This is a genomic window from uncultured Fibrella sp. (genome assembly GCF_964250085.1).
GTDB lineage: Bacteria > Bacteroidota > Bacteroidia > Cytophagales > Spirosomataceae > Fibrella.
Window position 1 is genome coordinate 71,751 of record NZ_CAXUEC010000010.1, and the last position, 16,907, is coordinate 88,657.

The window sequence follows — 16,907 nt, forward strand, 5'->3', positions numbered from 1 at the left end:
CAACCTAGCTGATAGTAGCCCGAATGGATTCGAGGCGTATGACGTCAGCAACATAGCATCCATTCTTTCCTGAAAATCAGATTGCTTTCCGCTTAGTCCACTCTTTTTTATCATTTAACTTTGTAAAACAAAGTACTTTATGATTGTTAAACATAGTGCACGCAACCTATCCAACGCTCCGGGCAAACCGGCGCTATTAAGCCCGGTGCCGGGCACAGCGAATGTCGCCTTATCAGGCTGGCGGGCAGCTTTTGACAACACCACTTTTCAGGCTGGATGCCTCATGCTGCTCTTTTCGGGAACATTGTTTGTCGCGCATGATTTCTGGTTGACTACCACCTCGCGTGATCAGGAAGGAATAGCCTGGTTTAGTGTACACTATATTATGGCCCTCGTTTTCGGCATAGTCGTACTGGCAAAAGGCGGATTTGCCTATCTCTTTAAACACGATCGGCGGCAGCAGGCGACTTTCTGGGTATCGCTTCTGCTCTCGTATCTGAGCGCCTTCGCGTTGAACCGGCAGATGGCCGTTTTTGAACAGTCGGTGCCGTGGCTTTGCTGGATTATCGTGGGTGCCGGTGCGCTGATGGTGCTGCACACCTGGGCCGACCGGTTTCCGATCTGGGCACAGCAACTACTTTACGGCGGGCTGGCTGGTGCGTTCCTGCTGTTTTTGTATCAGGCTATTTACGTAGCCTCCTTATATCCGCTCAGTATTCCGGGGCTGTTTGCGCTGGGTATCTCGTACCATACCTTCGTGCCGGCCTTGCTGGCTTTTGTGGTAGGCCGCCAACTCTGGCTAGCGGCGCGCCAGCGAACGTACCTGCGCGGAGCCGTACTGACCGGGTTGCTCGTACCGATGGCTTTCCTGGTCTTCTTTCTGATCAACTGGTATCGAACCGTCGACCGGCTCGATCAGGTACGTATAGACGCTGCCCTGCGCCGCACCAGCGACCTGCCCGTCTGGGTGCAGATGGCCCAGCAACTTACCCCCGGTCCGCTCACCGATCGGGTCCTGAAAGTAGGGCTCGTATACGGCACCTCGCCCTGGAGCCGGTCGCTGGGCGACCTGACCGCGCTCGACGACATTCGGCTGCACGACCCGCTGGTGGTGATTGCCAATACCCTGTTTCCGGCCCCGACCTTCGCCGGTGATGAGCAGACGAAACTGTTACGGTCGGTGAGTCGGCAACACTACGGAACGGAAAGTAAATTCTGGAGCGGCCGTAACCTCACCACTCCGCGCGTAGCGACGCAGGTACGTATCTGGCCGCAGTATCGGTTGAGTTATACGGAGAAAACGCTTTGGGTGAAAAGCGCGGCTCAGTGGGGAAACCGGGAGGCATTGTATACGTTCCACCTGCCCGAAGGGTCGGCCGTTTCGGCGTTGTCGCTCTGGGTGAATGGCCGCGAAGAACCGGCTCGCCTTACTACCCAGGCCAAAGCTGATTCGGCCTATAAACAGGTAGTTGGTGTTGAAAGTCAGGTAGTTGCCCGTGACCCGTCGGTTGTAACCTGGCAGGAAGGCAACCGCGTCACGGTCCGGGTATTTCCGGTGCTTCCGGGACAGGAACGGCAACTGAAGATCGGCATTACGTCGCCTTTACGACTCAATGGCAAAACACTGATGTACCAGAATCCCTGGTTTGAGGGGCCAGATGCAGGCAGGGCCAGTGAAACACTGAAACTGAGCTTTGATCAGGAGCCAGTAGCACTGACAATGAGCCATATATCCGGCTCCCTAACCAACCATGAACTGATCCGGCACGCGGCTTATCAACCCGACTGGGCACTACAAATGGATGCGCCGCCCCTGTCGGCCGAATCCTTTCGACTTGGTGGGAAAACCTACCAGTCAACGCCCTACGTACCCAGCCTGACCGCATTTGTGCCCACCGATCTGTATCTGGATGTAAACGAAGCATGGTCGAAAACGGAATTTGACCAGCTCTGTGAACTGGCTAAAAAAACGCGGGTTGCCCACGTTTGGATCTTCCGCGATGGACTGGAGGAAGTGACCGCCAATAACCGCGCCCAACTCTTCGACGCGCTGGCCCAACAGCCATTCAGCCTGTTCCCGATTGATCGGATGGCCAACCCGGAAACGGCGCTGCTGATCACCAAAGGCACACCAAACGGCCCCACGCTCACCGACCTGGACAAGAGCCCGTTAGCCGACCGGCTGGCCCGCAAGGCAACGTACCTGAGCGCACCGATACGTACCTACAGCCTCGGAAACGAACTTCCCCCGTACCTGAAAACGCTGACCGAACTGCAGGTGCTTCAAACCGTAACGGGCGATCAGTTGTCGCTACAGGATGTCTTGATAAACCGCCAGTTTCCTGCAAATACAGCCGCTACTGACCGGGTTACCCTGGCCAAATCGGGCATGGTTGTCCGGGAAACCGTGGCCGATTCGGCGGTCTGGAACGCACAGACGCAACGGGCCAATTTGGGGCCTGATCACTTACTGAGGCTATTCACCTATAACCAGCTCATGCAACGCGTTGGTCGGCAGTATTTCGATAAAGCCTACCGGAACAACGAGGCCCTGGCGACCATTGCGCAAACGGGCCATGTGGTGTCGCCGGTATCCAGTCTGGTTGTGCTGGAAACGCAGAAAGATTACGATCGCTTCGGTATAAAAGCTGATACAAAAGGCCTCGACAATGCCACGCTCAAACAGGATGGTGCCGTACCCGAACCCCATGAGTGGGCCATATTACTGCTGATGGCCTTGCTCGTCAGTTGGTTCTACATCCGGCCAAAGCTGATTGCGTAGATGAGGAGAGCAGTAGGCTATGCGAAAGCAACCTGCCTTGCAAAGCAATCTTGTCTGCATCTGCTCCATAATTCACGTTAGCTTAAGCGCTAACTGTGCGCATATGTAAACCTTTTGTTTAAGCGATATCGCCGAATGTGATAACTATGCTCCTGATCCTGCTTACGCTTTTGCTGATCACGTTCGCTGGCTGGCCGGGCCAACCCAATCAGGGAGCCTGGCTGGCCCGGTTGCTCCTGGGGCTAACCCTGTCGCCGGTGCTCAGGTACGTCGATGTGGTGTTTGGCTTTGCCGTGCGGCTGCGGCTGAGTCAATGGGCCGGTTTTTTACTCCGAAGTGCAGGTGTACCGGTAGCAATCGATGGGAATATACTGGTCCTCTACGGGCAGGAAATGGCCGTTGATCCGGCCTGTATGGGCCTGCGTATGACCAGCCTGACGCTGTTACTGGCCGTCTTCTGGCTGCTCGCCTATGAACGTCGGCAGGTACGTTCCCTGCCGCTGGGTTGGGTACTGGCCTACGGAAGCGTTGCGTTTGGCCTGACGGTGCTCAGTAACCTGATTCGGATTGTGCTGCTGGTGTTGTTTGGCCTCGGTCCCGACCATCCGCTCCACGAACTGGTTGGGCTTGCGTGTATGGTTATCTATGCCTGGTTACCGCTCTGGGCACTGGCTCGTTGGGTAATTGGGCGGTACGGGGTTCAGTGGCAACCAACTGTCGCATCTGGCGGCTTCCATCGGGCGTTGCTCTGGCGGTCCGGCTTCGTCATCGCGTCATTGACCCTGTTTAGTTTCGCCTTTGTTCGGCCTGTCCGGCAACTGTATTTCGTTGGCAAACGGGCTGGATATGAGCGAACTAAAACGCTATTTGGTTTTGTGCAATACAGCCGCCCCGGCGAGCTTATTTACGTAAAACCCCTGCCCGACTGGTACAGTGCCGAACACAGCCCCGTCTTTTGCTGGAAAGGGCAGGGCTATACACTCCGCCGTATCCGTGAAGTGGTCGTGGCCGGGCAGCCGATGTATGTGGGCGAACTGCGAAAAGGCCAGCAGAGGTTACAAACAGCCTGGTGGTTCAGTAACGGCCTGCACCGAAGCATCGGTCAGGTGGACATACGTACCCGGATGCTGTGCGGCGAGCCGGGCTTTGCGCTCATCAACGTCACCGTTGCCGAGGTCAGCGCGCTGCCCGCCGCCGTTAAGGCCTGGCGTTGATGGTGACGGGCAGCGCCGACCTACGACTGTCCCGGTTGCCGCCACACTTCCCGGCTCCACTGGCGCTGGAAAGGCCAATGCCGATCGGTGAGCGCAAACGGCCGGTAGGCGTGGGCCTCCTTTGGTGTTTGTTGGAAATACTGATCGTCGTCCGTCAGGATGAGGCCCTGATACGTTTTGTCTTCCCGAATAGTAAGGTCGGCGAAGGGAAGTTCAGGGCGCCAGTGGGGGTGCGTTGCGGCGAGTTTATTCTTCAGTAAGCCACCCGACTGAATGCCCACTACGGCCCGCGGTTGCGGCTTGAATTGCCCCTGGGCCACGTTTAGGGCATATTGCAGATACGCTTTCAGCATTTTCGGCCCCTCGTTCGAGGTGTTCTCCACCGATAGCTGGTCGGGGTACACGCTCGTGATCACGTAGGTACGTTCCCGCGCCCGCGTTACGGCTACGTTCAGCCGGTTTTCACCTCCCGACATGTTCAGGCTACCAAACTGCGCGGCCACTTTACCCTTCGCATCGGGCGCATAGCCCACCGAAAAGATGATCACGTCGCACTCGTCGCCCTGCACGTTTTCGATATTCTTGACGAAACGAACCGCTGCCGGATGCGATTCGGGCGTTTGCCCAACTAAATGAAGCTGGTTCTCCAGCAGTTCCTGAATGAGTTGCTGTTGCTGGAAATTGAACGTAACCACGCCGATGGACCGGCCGGGCAGTTCGGTGCGTAGCTGGTCGGTCAGGGCGAGAACGGCCTCGGCCTCGATGGGATTCGTGTTGTTAAGCCACTGCCCCTTTACATTCAGGTAACGAATGCCGGGTTCGGGCCTGTTGACTTCGGCAAAATCGGGGAGCAGCGTGAGTTTGTTGTCGTAGAAATGCTCGTTCGAGAAAGCGATCAGGTCCAGGCTGCGGCTGCGGTAATGGCCCGTCAACGAAACCTGCGGCAGGTATTGCGCCGCCAGATCGAGCAGCGATTCCACCTCCAGCATCACGCTCAACGTGCTGTCGGGTTCATCATCCGGGTTGGGTTCATCCAGGTCGAAACGGGCGCGGTAGAGGTCGCTGGGGCGGAGCTGTTTGCTGTCGCCGGTCACCACTACCTGCTGTCCACGGAGCATGGCGGGCAGGCCATTTTCGGCAAAACACTGCGACGCTTCATCGAAGATGACCAGGTCAAAGAGTCCTTCGCGCATGGGGAACAGCGTCGACACCGATTCGGGGGAGGCCATCCAGCAGGGCACGAGCCGGAACACTTCGTCGGCATGGTGTTCCATCAGTTTGCGGATGGGCCAGATGCTCCGTTTTTTGGTCACCTGATGCCGTAACTCGCGGTAGCTGACCAGATTATTGAGCCTATTCACCACGAGAGCCTGATACGTTTGCTCGCGCAGTTTCAGGCCCAGAATGGCGTGAGTAAGTGCCTGTTTCTGCCGGATACTCTGCTGCAACGCCGCTTCGTTCTGCCCCATCTTCAACGACGACACGCTGCGTAGTTCGGGATGTTGGCGCTCGATATCGTCGATCCAGGCGAGGCGAAGGGCGTTGTCAAACGCAGGTACGTTCGGTGTTCGCCCGGCTGCTTTTCGCTCCGAACTGGTGAATGTTTCCCAGCTACGATCCATCTCCATCAGGTTGTCGGCATCGAGGCGCAGGGCGGTTTGCAGCGCGTCGGCCTGCGCTGTGGGGTTTTTCGATAAAGCTGCCAACTGACTGGCTGTCAGGTACGTTTGCCAGCGTGTTTTCCGGGCAATAACGTCGGCCAGTAGAAAGCGAACGTCCATCAGGCGCTGCCCGAAGGCGGCACCAGACGGTTCAGTGGCGATGAAGGCAAGCAGGGCCGGGAACTGGTTGCGGAGCGTCTGCCACACGTGTTCTGCCTGCGAAACAGCCGTTTCCAGCGTTTGTAATGCCTCGCTGGTTTTGGCCGGCGTTGAACCCACAACCGATATACCGGCAAACTGCTGGCCCGTTTCGTTGGCCCGCGCTTCCCACGATTGCCGGTTTACCCAGCGGGCATCAAGCGCTTGCAGATTGGCCAGCGACGATTCATTCAGGCCGTGTGCCTGTACCAGCGCGGCCAGGTAGGGTTTATCGGTGTAAAACAGCCAGCTAAACACGGATTGCCGAGCCCCAATACCCTGCCTGAGGCGGTCGGGCAGGCCGTTGGTATCGGCGGTCTGTAGCAGGCCACGCGCTTCGATGGCCTGTAAATCAGCCTTGTCTTTCTTGAACGTGTCGACCACCTGTTCAGGAATAGAACCTGCCGCCGTTCGGGTAAGTATGGCCCACACAAGCGGGTCGGTTACGGTTTGCGCGAGGGTGTCGAGCTGGGTACGTTGCGGGGCGTATTGGTCGGTTAAGTCGGGCCAGGCAAGGGGCTGGCCAAACAACGTACCTGCGCGGTCCAGGAGGTCGGGCAATGCCTGCGCGGCTTCGGTGATGGTGTCGCGGAGGCTGGCCAGATCCTGCCCGGTGAGGGTGGCAAAGCTGACCCGGTCGGCAAATGGGTGGTTGGGCGTGATGCGGTCTTTATAGGCCAGGTAATTGCCCAACTGCTCCCGAAACGGACCGATGGTGTTGAGCCGAAAGTCACGGTACAGGTCGGTCAGGTTGGGGCCAGGTAGGTTCGGATTGCTGTTGAGGTACAGTTCCTTCACCGATACGCCACAGATCGACAGGTCGAAGAGGGCGTCTTTAAACGCCTGTAATTCAGCAACGAGGGCGTCGATCCGGCGGCTTTCAACGTCGAATTCGCGTTCGAGCAGTACGGCGTCGAGTCCGTTGTTTTGCTGTTGGTAGGCTTCGATGGCGTCGATCTGGGCGGCCAGTTGCGTGTAGAGCGGTTTCCGATCGTCCTGAAAATCATGTACTAACGCCGCAAACGGAGCCATGCCGACCTGCATCAGTCGCTGATGGACCACATCGAGGGCGGCGCGTTTCTGACAGACCAGCAAGACGCGCTTTCCCTGAGCAGCAGCATCGGCCATGAGGTTGGCAATCAACTGCGATTTTCCCGTTCCCGGCGGCCCCTGCACCACCACCGACAGCCCGGCTTTTACCGCCCGAACCGCCGCTTCCTGCGAGGCGTCGACCGCCAGTGGCAACAGCAGAGATGCTTCTTTAAGCGGCGCGTTGACCGGCAGGGTAGGAGGAGCCATCCCGATGTCGAGCCCCGTTCCCTCATCACTCTCCGCCTGCTCTAACCGTTCTTTTTCGGCCAATAGCTGGTCGTAGTCAGGGACCAGGAAAGAGCCTGCCTGCGGAAATATGCCCAGCACTGCCTCTGGCATGAGCGTTAGCTCGCCTGCTTTTTCCAACTGCGTCAGCGATTTTGCCGACTGTTTGTCGAACGGCTGAAGCAGGTTGGTAAAATTCTTGGTGTTGAAATTCAGTTCGAACGGGCTGCTTTTCAGCCAGTCGTACAACTGCATCCGAAACGTCAGCGGGTCTTTATCGAAGCCATCGAAATCGGGGTCGAGCCATTCGTCGGGGAGTTTGATGCCGTTGAAATAGCTGTAGGCCAGGCCCATCGACTGGTTGAACTGCACAGGTACGTCGCCGCGCCGTTCCAATCGCCATTCGTTGCCTTCTGTGGTGAGGTGAACGGGGAAAAACAGCAGCGGCCCATGCACGGGCGTGCCGTCGTTGAACCGGCCGCGCACAAATGGCCAACCTACGTAGAGGTCTTCGGTGCCGCGTTCTTCTTCAATAAATCGTTCGGTGCGGGCCAACCGGCGCAGGCGTTTACTCAGCGTGTTGGTCCGCTCATCGCGCGGGTCGGTTACGGCGCAGAGGGCAATATGATGCTTCCGGGCCATCAACCCCACCACCAGGTCAAACGAGGGTTTGTTGAGCCGGAAATCCGCGTCGTGCAGGTCCACAAACTGGTCGACGGGCAGGCTGCTCAACAGTAGCGACCGGTTGCGGCTACTCAGGTTGGTGAGTCGACGGCGGTATGTTTTAAGAACGGCGGCAGAAAAATGCATTGAAATCTTTTTTGACAGGATTTACAGGATAAACAGGATTTCTTTTTCCTTTTACTAAACCCGACAATCCTGTTTATCCTGTAAATCCTGTCAAAAACAACGCACGCTACGCCTCTGCTTCTTTTTTCTCGGGAATCAGATAGGAGGCGAGGATGCTGGTGGCCAGAATGCCGATGATTACGTAGAGCGAATAAGCCGGTTTGAAGCCCAGGTCTTCCAGTGGATGTTCGAACAGCATTTTGAGGCCAATAAAGGTCAGCAGAACGGCCAGGCCCGTCTTGAGGAAGCGGAACTGGCTCATGATACTCGACAGGAAGAAGAACATCGACCGCAGGCCCATGATGGCAAATACGTTCGAGAAAAAGACGATGTACGGGTCTTTGGTGATCGAGAAAATGGCCGGAATGGAATCGACGGCAAACACCAGGTCGGTGAAGGCCACCACCACGACCACGATAAACAACGGGGTGACAAACAGCTTTTTATCGCTCTTGCGGCGGATGAAAAAATTGTCGGTCACATTGCGCTTGTACACGTTTGTGTACTTGGAGACGAATCGTACGACCGGGTGATTTTTGGTGTCGATCTGCTCCTCTTCGTCTCCCTGGAAAAAGAGGCTGACACCCGTGTAAACGAGAAACGCCCCAAAGACGTACATGATCCAGTCGAAGCGCTGCAGCAGGGCCGATCCCAGGAAGATGAACCCGAAACGCAGGATGATGGCACCCAGAATACCCCAGACCAGAATCTTCTTATAGTACCGTTCGCGTACACCGAAGGAGCTGAATATCAGGATAAAGACAAAGATATTGTCGGCCGACAGCGAGTATTCAACCAGGTAGCCGGTGATGTATTCGAGGCCCATATTCTTCTGGAAGATCGCCAGGTTTTCGGCGAATGATTTGCCCGTCAGTTGTACATGGTCGGCATAGCGGTCACGGACTTCCTGTAGCCTGGCCATATCGTCGATACCGTGGACGAGGTAGCCGTAGTTGCGCAGAAACAGGTAAAAGAGAACAGACAGGACCACCCAGATTGCGCTCCAAGTAGCGGCTTCTTTAAAGCCGACGACATGGCTCTGGCGCGCTTTTTTCGAGGAAAAGACGCCCAGGTCGAGCGACATGACGAAGAGAACAAAAACGGCAAAGCCGAGAAAAAACAACGTTTCGCTGGTGAACATAGACAATGGATAACTGCTGAAATAACGTGCGGTGGGCAGAAAAGTTGACCCTTACTCTTAAATCAGGGCGCAATATCGGGTTAACTGCCGTAACCGGTGGCACGAAATTCGCAGTTGCCAGTTGGCTTACGTAATTTTGTCTTCATGTATAATGGTAAAAAAGTAGTGGTGGTGATGCCCGCCTATCGCGCCGCCCTGACCCTTGAACGTACCTACCGCGAAATTCCCTTCGATCTGGTCGATGATGTCATTCTGGTCGATGACCACAGCCCCGATAATACCGTTGAGGTCGCCAAAGGTCTGGGCATCCGGCACGTGATCCGGCACGATGTAAACAAGGGCTACGGCGGTAATCAGAAAACCTGCTACAGCAAAGCCCTCGAAATCGGTGGCGACATTGTAATCATGCTCCACCCCGATTACCAGTACACCCCGCTGCTGCTGACGGCCATGATCTCGATCATCGGCAATGGCCTATACCCCGTCGTTTTTGCTTCGCGCATTCTGGGGAAAGGCGCGCTCAAGGGCGGTATGCCCCTATACAAGTACGTGGCCAACCGGTTTCTGACGCTGACGCAGAACATCCTGATGAACCAGAAATTATCGGAATACCACACGGGCTACCGGGCGTTTTCGGGTGAGGTGCTGCGGGCGCTCGACTTCACGTATAACGATGATGATTTCATCTTCGACAACGAGATGATCGCCCAGATTTTCTACAAGGGTTTCGAGATCGCCGAGGTGACCTGCCCTACCAAATATTTTGAAGAGGCATCGTCAATCAACTTCAAACGCAGTTCAATCTATGGGTTAGGCGTGTTGAAAGTGTCGCTCATGTACCGCCTCACCCGTTGGGGGCTCATCGACTGGAAAGTGCTGAAGTAGGTACGTTGCCACTTACGAAGCTTTACATTGGACAATGTAAGTCTGGCATAGAATTGGCTGCGATATGAATAATTATCTATATAATTAGTAGACAATATGGATAAGGATTGTCGAAACTGCCTGACCAGGCCAAACAGGGCATTTTAGGGAAACAAGGATGGATATATATAGCTCATTTTCGTCGGAAAAAGGTGGCTCAAGGCGACGAGGTTGGCTATATATACTATTCGTTCTGGCTGTACAGTTCGCATCTATATCTACCGCCCAGGCAACGCACTTCCGGTATGGTAACCTCAGTTGGCGGCAACTACCCTCTGACCCGACAGGGCGCACGATAGAGTTTAAACTGACGATGGGCTTCCGGCTGGGTTTTTTTACACCAACCCCAACAGTTGGATCGACGGTTACCAATGCGTCGGCTAATTCGGGGGCCGCGTTTAATTTTGGCGATGGCACCTCCATAAGTTCCTTCAACTTCAACGTAACCACGGTTAACCCGGCCGACGATTACCTGTATGGCGAAGCTACGCTTACCCACACGTATAGCACAACGGCCTCAGTTACAGCTTTTATTGAGTCGAGTGCACGGCTCTCTGCCTTAAAGAACAACGCCAATGGTAACTATCGAATCACCTCGCTGGTCAATGTAGGTACTGTTAATGCCAACCTTCCGCCAGCATCGACCTTACCACCAATCATTAACTTACCGGTTAGCCAGTCGGCGGCCACATTTACGGTGCCAGCAACAGATCCGGATGGTAACCCACTGACATTTAGCCTGGCAACGGCTGCCGACCTGGGAGCAGGCTATGCATTTACCCAGCCAACCGGATTCTCTATAAGCTCAGCTGGTGTAGCTACATTCGATACACGGTCACCCAAAGCGGTAAATGATTTATACAATGCCATCATAAAAATATCAGACGGCAAGTCATTCGTCATCGTCGACTTTCTTATTAAAATCGTAGCGGCCAGTGCGCCGCCGGTTTTCGTGTACGGGGGTGTTACGCCCGCCAACAATTCGACCATACAGACCTATGTTGGGTGCCCCGTCAGTTTCACCGTTCGCGCAACCGACACCGACCCAACCAGCAACACCATCACGCTTCAGGGGGTAGGGTTACCCGCCGGTGCGACGTTCTCTCCCGTTACGGGTGCCAATACCGTAGCGTCTGGTTTTAGCTTTACACCAACGCTGGAGGGAACATCGGTTACGTCTTTTTTTGCGCAGGATAATATTGGTAATCAGGTGCTAACGTCAGTTACGTTTCGGGTGCTTCAGCCCATGCTGACGGCTAATGCCCCGGCGGTTTGTGTGGGTAGTCTGATAAGCCTGACGGCCACACCCGGAACAAGTGCCTCTGGCGTAACGACGTATACCTTCAGGGGCCCAACCGGCATTATTGGCTCAACCAGCACCGCCAATACGACGACGATCAGCGGACTTGCCGCCGGCGTGTATAGTTTCAGCGTGACAACCACCAATGCTCTTAATTCCAACTCCGCCTGTACCAGTACGGCCATCACGTCGGTAACCGTTGATGCGCCGCCGACCGTTAGCCTTACCAATTCAGGTACGTTGACCTGCTCGGTGACCAGCAATACATTGACCGCAACGAGTAGTACATCGGCCATAGCCTATGCGTTTCTGGGGCCGGGGATAAGCCAGAACAGCGCCTCAAACACGGCTGTGGTTACGCAGTCGGGCACGTATACGGTGATTGTCACGACGGCTAGCGGTTGTACGGCCGTGGCCACGACCACTGTATCCAGCAACACGGCGACACCGGTTGCGCCTACGGCTACCGTAACCGCTCAGCCCAGTTGTACGCTGGCAACGGGCACCATTATTGTAACGGCTCCCACGGGTGCTCAACTGGCGTATAGCATCAATGGCAGTACTTACACCAACACGACGGGCGTGTTCACCGGTGTTGCGGCAGGTACGTATGCCGTCACTGTCCGCAATACGGGTAGTGGCTGTACATCGCCTGCTACATCGGTGACGGTGAATGCGCAGCCACCAACACCAGTGGCTCCGACCGCGAGCGTCACCTCGCAGCCCACTTGTACAACGCCTACCGGAACGATTACCATTACGGCGCCCACGGGCACCGGGCTACTGTACAGTATCGACGGGACCACCTACACGAGTGCGACTGTCTTTTCGGGCGTGGCTCCTGGGTCCTACTCCGTGACAGTCCGCAATAGCAGCGGGTGCATTTCTACCGCCACAACGGTAACCGTCAACGCGTCGTTACTGGCGTCGGCGGCACCTGCCGTCACGGTCAGTACCCAACCAAACTGTACGCTGGCTACCGGAACCATCAGCATCACCGCGCCAGTCGGGATTGGCTTCACGTATAGCATCGATGGCACAAACTACAGCAATACAACTGTTTTTACGGGCGTGGCTCCGGGGGTATATGCAGTGACCGATCGAAACGTTGCTGGCTGTATTTCGACAGCCACGTCGGTCACCGTAAACGCGCAGCCATCAACACCAGTGGCCCCTACGGTAAGTGTGCTGCAACCCAGTTGTATACTGGCCACGGGTACCATTACCGTGACCGCGCCCACGGGGGCGGGCTTGACTTACAGCCTTGACGGCGCAACCTACGTGAACACAACCAGTAGTTTCAGCGGCGTGGCCCCTGGAGTATACTCCGTTACGGTGCGTAATAGTAGCGGCTGCACTTCGCCGCCTACATCGGCGACCGTCAACTCCCAGCCTGCTACGCCTACGCTGGTGCTCAATTCCACTACACTTTGTGCCGGTCTATCTGCCACGCTGACGGTAGGCGGGTGCACGGGCGGTACCCTTCTGTGGAGTACGGGGAGTACGAACACATCAATTATCGTCACTCCGCTTTTGACAACCCTCTACTCCGTTACCTGTCTGGCCGCCAACGGGTGCTCCGCCACCACGTCAACGACGGTTGTAGTGAGGCCAACCCCATCCTACACGCAGCAGCCGACCGTGACACTGGCGACCTGCCGCGGTGCTACGGCCAATCAGGATGCCAGTATCAGCTTCACGACGTTGCAGAATACAGAACGGGCTGATCTGGTGGCGGGAAGCACCTATGCTGGTGGACCTGCTTACGGCGCTTCCAGCAACCGGGTTGTTTCCGGTGGCGCCGTTGGCTTTACGGGCTTACCTAATCCTGCTTCGAGTCAGGCCTACACCATCCGGCTGTTCAGTACGTCGGGCCTCTGCGTCGTCGACGTTCCCCTCACACTCCTACGTACCGACTGCCGTTGTCCGGGTTGCCCAAACGTCTCGATCAAATCGACGAAGTAAACGCTATCACCAATACTCTGCTGCTATGAGCTTATGGAAAATAGGCTTAATTTGATCTATTCAATCTATAGTAGTTTTTAAGGATACGTTAGCCTGTACAGTATGAAGTTCTCATTACTCCTGGTCGCTTTTATCAGTTCGGCAACTGCGTATGGGCAACTTAGTACGTATGCGGGAACCTGGGTGTCCAGGCAGCAGGATTGTCTGGCTATTCGGGGTTCAACCAGTAAAAGTGGTCATTCAGCTATGCTCTGTACGAGCGACGGCGATGAGCAACTGGATTTGTTTTTATTGGGCGATACACTGAGTTTTCAAAATCGGTACTATTCGTCAACAACCGATTATAAGGAGCTATATATCGATCGGTATGATTTGATAGTCAATGAATTCGATGGCCGTGTTTTGGTCGTAACACCTGCCTCTCAATTGGCGAAAAAACGGTTCTCAGGCCGAGATACGGTTCGTTTCGTCAGACGCGAATTCAACATTGATCCATCCATAAAATTCGGCAAACTCATTTATCATACAGGGGGAAGTTCTTTTGGAGGCGGGCCTACCTATCACCTCGAACTAGACAGCTCGGGAAGCGTATACCTCCATGCAGAAACTAGTTACCTGACGAATAGTATGTACCTGACCGATTCGTTAGCACAGGGGTATTATGTAGGAATGTTGAGCGAAAATGATCTATCCAAGGTAGTTAAAGCGTTACAAACCTGTAACCTGCGTACGCTGACTACTAACCGTTCTTTGTGTTGTGATGGCACGCTGACTACAATTATTGTTTATTTTAACGGACAACGTAAGTACATTAAAACGATGTCGCCTCCTGTACTTATCGACGAACTGATCCGCACATTATTTACGATTTGTAAAGAAACCCGCTTAAAGAAAACGAATCAAAAATTTACGTTTGAGCACTAATCACGTGGCTGGTTGCCCAAATTGTCGTTGGGTTTGTATAAACTCGCTGATCGCGTTGGCTACACCCGGCGCGTTGGTCGCGTGGATTTTGTGCTTACCAGGTACGTTCACAAACGGCTCATCGGGCGGGCTGATGACCGGGTCGCGGCGGTCGTGAATGCGCAGGTCGGGCAAGACTGCCAGGGGCGGTACGGTGCTGAAAATCAGTTCGTATTGCCAGATCATGTAGGCCGGGTTCATGTGCTGCACCCGATCCAGCGCGGCCTGAATGCGGGCTCGAGACTGCCGGAACGGATACAGCCGTTTGGCCACCCGGATACAGAACGGATGCTGTACAACGCCACTGTTAATGATCGGCCTGATTAGATCCAGCCGCCGCAGGGGAGACTTTATCTTGCGCGGATCGGTCCATGAACTGAGTTGGATCACGACAGACCCGGTCAACTCTTTCACGTGAGCCGCAATCCAGCCTCCCATCGAATGACCAATCAGTATATCATCGGGGCCAATACGGTAAGCCTGGGCAACTCGTTCGGCTACGGTCCTGACCGTCACGGGCACCACCGCATCCCAGGCGTTGAAGTCAGCTTCCAGATCAATGCACAGCGTTTTTGCCGGGGGCAGTAACGGCAGCAGCGCATCAAACGAGGCAGGTACGTCGAGGTTGCCGTGGATGAAAAGAAGTCGTTTGATTGCCATAACAACGCAAGTTAAGCTGGCGAGCTTTTGAATCTGGACAGCTTATTCCCCTTTTCTCTGTTTTCGCAACGTACCCGGCTACTTCCGTTTGCGCATCCGGCTGACAGTTTCGGGCGTAACGCCGATGTACGAGGCGATGTGTTTCAGCGATGTCTGCTGGAAAATGGCGGGATGCGTGGCCAATAATAAATCATACCGTTCGGCGGCAGTGTTCATGCGTAGCTGAAACAGGCGTTCTTCGCTGAGGGCGTAGTATTTTTCAACAAGCTGCCGCCCCACCGTATTGAACGAAGGGTGTTTTTGATACAATTGCTGAAGCTGGCTGTAGGCAATGCTGACCAGTGTGCAATCGGTAAGGGTCTGGATATACTCATGGCTGGGCTTTTGCTCGAAGAAACTCCGCACCGAGATGATGAAGTCGTGCCTGCCCATAAACCAGGCCGTCACCTCCTTATCGTCTTTGTAGTAGAAAGCCCGCGCGGCCCCATCGGCAATAAACCATACGTGCTGACAGACCCGATCGGCTTCGAGCAGAAGCGTTCCTTTGGCTGCCGGTTGTACGGCAATGGCCTGCTCAACAGCAGCTAATACATCTGCGTCTAGGGGAGCAATGGCGGAGATATAGTTGATTAATAGTTGTTTAGGTGAGACAGGCATAGCAGCAGGAGCACAAGGTAAGGCTAGTCTGGCAAACAACGTACCTGACCCTACAACGTTACCGTACCCACTGCTACGTCGGTTTTGAGGGAAGCTTCCGCAACCGGTGTGTAGCTTGCCTCCAGGATCATGGATTCGAGCGTAAGGCCGGGGCCAAAGGCGCAACTCAGAATGTTGAAAGCACCCTTGTTGTTTTTGTCGGGGTCAGCGGTGGCGTTCTCCAGGTCGTTCCAGATGGCTTTTAGCACAAACAACACCGTAGCCGACGACATATTGCCAAATTCACGCAGGACCTGATACGCGTAGCGATTGTCGGTCTGGTCGAGGCCCAATTGTCCTTCGATCACTTCCAGAATCCGTCGACCGCCGGGGTGCAGGGCATACGTACCTATATCGCCAATGGTGAGGCCGCTGCGTTCGAGCAACCGCGACAGCATCTGACCAATTCCCTGCTGAATCACCGTGGGTACTTCAGACGTCAAGGTCATTTCAAAGCCAAAATCGGTCACGTGCCAGGCCATTGCCTCTTTGCCAGCGGGTAGTAGATCGCAGTAGAACGAACGCAACCGCAATGACCGGTCGGTGCGTGCCTGCCCTTCGATGAGCACGGCCGCCGCGCCGTCGGAGAAGAGCGCGTTGGAAAGCAGGTTGTCGAGGTCGTTTTTTTTCTGAAAATGAAGCGTACAGAGTTCTACGCAGACAACCAGTACCACGGCGTCGGGCGTAGAGCGCACAATGGCGTCGGCAGCTTTCAGGCCGTTGAAGGCTCCGTAGCAACCCATGAAGTTAATGGCCATGCGTTGTGTCGTGCCCGGCAAGCCCATCGCTTCGATAAGCTCGATATCAGGTCCGGGCGCGTACAGGCCGGTACAACTGACGGTTACGATGTGCGTAATGCGTTGTTTATCAAAGCCGGGGTAGCTCGTCAGGCAATCGTCGATGGCGCTGAGTGCCAGCGGAACAGCTTCCTGCCGATACATTTTCATGCGTTGCCCAACCGTTGGGAATGGTTCAAGCCCTTTGGTGTTGGGGTAGAACGTATATTCACCACGCGAACGGTTGTAATCGGGCAAAACCGAGTGTCGCTGATCAATGCGGGTGTGGCGGTACAGTGCCGTGAGCCTACGTTGGTCGCGTTCGTCCATCTCCAGCGCCTCGGCCATAAACCGGGCGATTTGCGCCTGTGGGATTGCGTTTCCGGGTACGGCAGTGCCGAGCGACGTAATGAAACTGGCAGGTACGTTCATTAGACTTGTTGTTGATGCGTTCCAACGCG

General features: G+C 55.2%; 10 protein-coding genes. 5 read left to right on the top strand and 5 right to left on the bottom strand.

Features of this window, described 5'->3' with window-relative positions:
* Positions 1–139: 139 nt before the first annotated feature.
* Both ACFE8Q_RS24785 and xrtN read left to right on the top strand, forming a co-directional pair.
* The gene (locus tag ACFE8Q_RS24785) at positions 140–2,782 is read left to right on the top strand and encodes an XrtN system VIT domain-containing protein (protein ID WP_375448136.1); all 2,643 of its coding nucleotides are present in this window, start codon (positions 140–142) and stop codon (positions 2,780–2,782) included.
* A 146-nt stretch (positions 2,783–2,928) separates the two neighbouring features.
* Positions 2,929–3,996: an exosortase N gene (gene xrtN / locus ACFE8Q_RS24790; protein WP_375448137.1), complete on the top strand. Its 1,068-nt coding sequence runs from the start codon at positions 2,929–2,931 to the stop codon at positions 3,994–3,996.
* Positions 3,997–4,016: 20 nt separating this feature from the next.
* Here xrtN and ACFE8Q_RS24795 read toward each other — a convergent pair whose 3' ends face one another.
* Together ACFE8Q_RS24795 and ACFE8Q_RS24800 are read right to left on the bottom strand one after the other, a co-directional pair.
* Positions 4,017–7,982 (bottom strand): AAA domain-containing protein, encoded by a 3,966-nt coding sequence (locus tag ACFE8Q_RS24795; RefSeq protein WP_375448138.1) that lies wholly within the window; start codon positions 7,980–7,982, stop codon positions 4,017–4,019.
* A 106-nt stretch (positions 7,983–8,088) separates the two neighbouring features.
* The gene (locus tag ACFE8Q_RS24800) at positions 8,089–9,162 is read right to left on the bottom strand and encodes a TerC/Alx family metal homeostasis membrane protein (protein ID WP_375448139.1); all 1,074 of its coding nucleotides are present in this window, start codon (positions 9,160–9,162) and stop codon (positions 8,089–8,091) included.
* Between the two features lie 144 nt (positions 9,163–9,306).
* Between ACFE8Q_RS24800 and ACFE8Q_RS24805 the strand changes: the two genes are divergently transcribed.
* The 3 genes from ACFE8Q_RS24805 (at position 9,307) to ACFE8Q_RS24815 (ending at position 14,275) form a co-directional block, all read left to right on the top strand.
* Entirely contained in the window at positions 9,307–10,047 is a 741-nt protein-coding gene (locus tag ACFE8Q_RS24805) for a glycosyltransferase family 2 protein (protein ID WP_375448140.1), read from the top strand.
* A gap of 157 nt (positions 10,048–10,204) precedes the next feature.
* On the top strand, positions 10,205–13,351 hold the full coding sequence (locus tag ACFE8Q_RS24810) for a beta strand repeat-containing protein (RefSeq protein ID WP_375448141.1): 3,147 nt from the start codon (positions 10,205–10,207) through the stop codon (positions 13,349–13,351).
* 246 nt (positions 13,352–13,597) lie between these two features.
* Positions 13,598–14,275, top strand: a complete 678-nt coding sequence (locus ACFE8Q_RS24815) for a hypothetical protein (RefSeq protein ID WP_375448142.1) — start codon at positions 13,598–13,600, stop codon at positions 14,273–14,275.
* Here ACFE8Q_RS24815 and ACFE8Q_RS24820 read toward each other — a convergent pair whose 3' ends face one another.
* The 3 genes from ACFE8Q_RS24820 to ACFE8Q_RS24830 all read right to left on the bottom strand — a co-directional run bounded on the left by ACFE8Q_RS24820 (position 14,276) and on the right by ACFE8Q_RS24830 (position 16,878).
* Positions 14,276–14,974: an alpha/beta hydrolase gene (locus ACFE8Q_RS24820; RefSeq protein WP_375448143.1), complete on the bottom strand. Its 699-nt coding sequence runs from the start codon at positions 14,972–14,974 to the stop codon at positions 14,276–14,278.
* A 78-nt stretch (positions 14,975–15,052) separates the two neighbouring features.
* Positions 15,053–15,631, bottom strand: a complete 579-nt coding sequence (locus tag ACFE8Q_RS24825; RefSeq protein ID WP_375448144.1) for a Crp/Fnr family transcriptional regulator — start codon at positions 15,629–15,631, stop codon at positions 15,053–15,055.
* 50 nt (positions 15,632–15,681) lie between these two features.
* A complete protein-coding gene (locus ACFE8Q_RS24830) occupies positions 15,682–16,878 on the bottom strand; it encodes a type III polyketide synthase (protein ID WP_375448145.1) in 1,197 nt (398 codons plus the stop codon).
* Positions 16,879–16,907 lie beyond the last annotated feature (29 nt).

Coding starts and splice junctions, on each gene's coding strand:
- ACFE8Q_RS24785 (WP_375448136.1), top strand. CDS start 140: ATGATTGTTAAACATAGTGCACGCAACCTATCCAACGCTCCGGGCAAA.
- xrtN (WP_375448137.1), top strand. CDS start 2,929: ATGCTCCTGATCCTGCTTACGCTTTTGCTGATCACGTTCGCTGGCTGG.
- ACFE8Q_RS24795 (WP_375448138.1), bottom strand. CDS start 7,982: ATGCATTTTTCTGCCGCCGTTCTTAAAACATACCGCCGTCGACTCACC.
- ACFE8Q_RS24800 (WP_375448139.1), bottom strand. CDS start 9,162: ATGTTCACCAGCGAAACGTTGTTTTTTCTCGGCTTTGCCGTTTTTGTT.
- ACFE8Q_RS24805 (WP_375448140.1), top strand. CDS start 9,307: ATGTATAATGGTAAAAAAGTAGTGGTGGTGATGCCCGCCTATCGCGCC.
- ACFE8Q_RS24810 (WP_375448141.1), top strand. CDS start 10,205: ATGGATATATATAGCTCATTTTCGTCGGAAAAAGGTGGCTCAAGGCGA.
- ACFE8Q_RS24815 (WP_375448142.1), top strand. CDS start 13,598: ATGCTCTGTACGAGCGACGGCGATGAGCAACTGGATTTGTTTTTATTG.
- ACFE8Q_RS24820 (WP_375448143.1), bottom strand. CDS start 14,974: ATGGCAATCAAACGACTTCTTTTCATCCACGGCAACCTCGACGTACCT.
- ACFE8Q_RS24825 (WP_375448144.1), bottom strand. CDS start 15,631: ATGCCTGTCTCACCTAAACAACTATTAATCAACTATATCTCCGCCATT.
- ACFE8Q_RS24830 (WP_375448145.1), bottom strand. CDS start 16,878: ATGAACGTACCTGCCAGTTTCATTACGTCGCTCGGCACTGCCGTACCC.